The following is a 2,831-nucleotide window of genomic DNA, read 5'->3' on the forward strand; positions in this document are numbered from 1 at the left end:
TGACCTGCTCCCCTGCGAGTCCGCGCTTTTCAGTTAGCTCTGTTCAGGGTTTGGTCCTCTCTTGACCGTTGGTGATACTCCCATGGAGTGAGCCCGTCGAGGCTCGAGTGCGGGCGGTGGTGATTGTAGTCGGCGCGCCATGCCGCAATCATGCGGCAGGCATGGCGCAGAGACGGGAACAGGTGTTCGTTCAGGCATTCCTCCCTCATCCGCCCGTTGAAGCTCTCGACCAAGCCGTTCTGCATTGGCTTGCCCGGCGCGATGTAGTGCCAGCCGACTTGGCGGTCTTCCTGCCATTTCAGCATCGCGTTTGACGTCAGCTCCGTGCCGTAGCACGTCGGGAAGAAGCGCTGTTTGTAGGTTATGGCCGCCTGCGCAGTCCTCGAATAGCGTAGCGGGTGGCCATAACCGGGTCTCAGGTCTCAACAGTGGTTTTGCATGAACCACACTGATGAGGAGACCGGCTATGACCGTTATTCAGACTACCGCCTCGACCTTGTTGGTCGCCATCGACATTTCCAAGCACCGCCATGAGGTGCTGATCGGCATTCCCGGAAAGACGCGCCGCCGACGTTTGACGGTGATGAACACGCTGCAAGACTTCCAGCGCCTATCCGTGGCCCTCGCCAGCTACGACCTGCCGGTGCGGATCGGGTTCGAGGCGACCAGTAACTATCATCGGACCTTGGCGCATCATCTCGGCCAGGCGGGCTTCGACCTGAAGCTCGTGTCTTCTGTTGGCCTCGCCCGAACGCGGGAGGCCCTGCACAACAGCTGGGACAAGAACGACCCGAAGGACGCCCAGGTCATCCTGCACATGCTGGAGATCGGCGCCGTGCAGTTTTTTCATGATCCGCTGGTCGTCGGGACCGCCGACATCCAGGAGTTGTCAAAGACCCACGAGATCGTTTCACGCTCGAAGACTGAGCTCTGGCACCGCATCCTGACCCACTACCTGCCGCTGTATTTTCCTGAGGCCGAGCGATTTCACCGGAGTTCACGGACAGATTGGTTCCTGGCATTCTTGGAGAGGTACCCATCGCCACACATGATCTCGGCTATGAGCCGGGACGATTTCATCGCTGATGCCTGGGAGGTCGTCGGCCGGAAGGTGTCGAAAGAACAATTGCTTTCAGATATTTACGCGACGGCCGCTGGTTCGGTAGGACTTCCCGTCCACCCAAATTCCGACGCGGTCCGCATGTTTCGCCTCGTTCTCGCAGAGGGCCGCAGCCTGATCCGGCAACGCGATGAGATCGAAGCGCGGGCCGTCGAGTTGCTGTCGGATCTGTCCGACTATCAGTTGCTGACGAGCATTCCCGGCATCGGCCCGATCAACGCTATGACCATCTTGGCCGAGGCTGGCGACCTGCGTCGGTTCCGGCATCATCGGCAGTTCCTGAAGTTCTGCGGCATGGATCTCGCCACAGTCCAGTCCGGCATGTTCCGCGGTCAGAGCCGCGTCTCGAAGTACGGCAATGCCCGATTGCGGCGCACGCTCTGGATGGCCGGCCAAACCGCCGTCCTCAAGCGGACCAACAGCTTTCGCGACAAGTTCGAGCGCTATATCTCGAAGGATCGACACAACGCCCATCTGCGCCGCAAGGCGTACACCGCGATCGCGGCCAAGATGGCGCGCACCGTACACGCCGTGGTCAAGTACGGCGAACCCTATCGCCCCTTCTTCGAGGGGGTGAGCCCAGGCGGAAGGACCTCTCTCTGATGAGCCGTGGAGGCAGCCTGCTGACCTCGTAGATAATGTTCGGGCCTTCTGCTTGGGATTTGGAATCTCGTATTGAGGACGGTGAGGGCCGCCACCGCGCGTACCCTGTGTTTGCTATGGAAGAGATCATTTCTTGACGGCAGAACCCGTCTGGGCAACCTTAGCAGGGCATTCGGCTCGCCGGATGTCCCATGACCTGCTGACCTAAGCAGCCAAATTTTCCCGACATAGGACGTTGTCCGAGACCACCATGCACGGGTAACCGCGTAACTCGGCGATGCGATCCAACTCACGAGCGACACGCGCACCTCCAATTGATGTATCCACGACAGCGGCCAGGCATTCACGGCTGAAGTCGTCGATCACATTCAATACCCGGAACCGACGCCCGTCTTCCAGTGCGTCCGACATGAAGTCGAGCGACCATCTTTGGTTCGGCCCCTGAGGGATCGCCATGGGTGCCCTGGTGCCGACTGCGCGCTTGCGTCCGCCCCGCTTACGAACGGTTAACCCTTCTTCGCGGTAGAGCCGATACAGCTTCTTCCAGTTCACTTCCCAGCCTTCGCGTTTCAGCAATATGTGCAACCGCCTATAGCCAAACCGACGCCGTTCAGATGCCAACTCTTTCATCCTGGCCCGCAGTTCCGTGTCGGCAGGGCGCTTCGACGTGCGCCGATACACTCGCGGATCAATCCCGGCCAACGCGCAGGCGCGTCGTTGATTGTAGCCCTTGGTCTTCATCGCCCAGTTCACAGCATTTCTCCTCGAACCGGGCTTCAGAAGTTTTTTCCAAGCATCTCTTTCAACGTCGCCACATCCATCATCTGCTCGGCCAGCATCTTCTTCAGCTTGGCATTCTCGCTTTCCAGCGTCTTCAGCCGCCGCGCGTCGGACACCTCCATGCCGCCATACTTCGACCGCCACTTGTAGAAGGTCGCATCGCTGATCCCGTGCTTTCGGCACAGCTCTTTTGCACCCAGACCTGCTTGGTGTTCCTTCAGGATGCCAATGATCTGTTCTTCGCTGAAACGGCTTCTCTTCATCGTCTGTCTCCTCAGTTGGAGAACAGCCTAACCCGAAATGCCGGACTTTTCAGGGGAGCAGGTCA

1 protein-coding gene and 2 pseudogenes are annotated in these 2,831 nt (G+C 59.3%); 1 reads left to right on the forward strand and 2 read right to left on the reverse strand.

Annotated elements, in window-relative coordinates; translation table 11 throughout:
* Positions 1–29: 29 nt before the first annotated feature.
* A pseudogene (locus tag Q1B16_RS22220) lies at positions 30–329 on the reverse strand (transposase); the annotation flags it as partial.
* Between the two features lie 137 nt (positions 330–466).
* Here Q1B16_RS22220 and Q1B16_RS22225 point away from each other — a divergent pair.
* A complete protein-coding gene (locus Q1B16_RS22225; protein WP_299794575.1) occupies positions 467–1,723 on the forward strand; it encodes an IS110 family transposase in 1,257 nt (418 codons plus the stop codon).
* A gap of 234 nt (positions 1,724–1,957) precedes the next feature.
* Here Q1B16_RS22225 and Q1B16_RS22230 read toward each other — a convergent pair.
* Positions 1,958–2,766 (reverse strand): annotated as a pseudogene (locus tag Q1B16_RS22230) (IS3 family transposase); the annotation flags it as partial.
* Positions 2,767–2,831 lie beyond the last annotated feature (65 nt).

This window comes from uncultured Marivita sp., assembly GCF_947488135.1.
Taxonomy (GTDB): domain Bacteria; phylum Pseudomonadota; class Alphaproteobacteria; order Rhodobacterales; family Rhodobacteraceae; genus Marivita.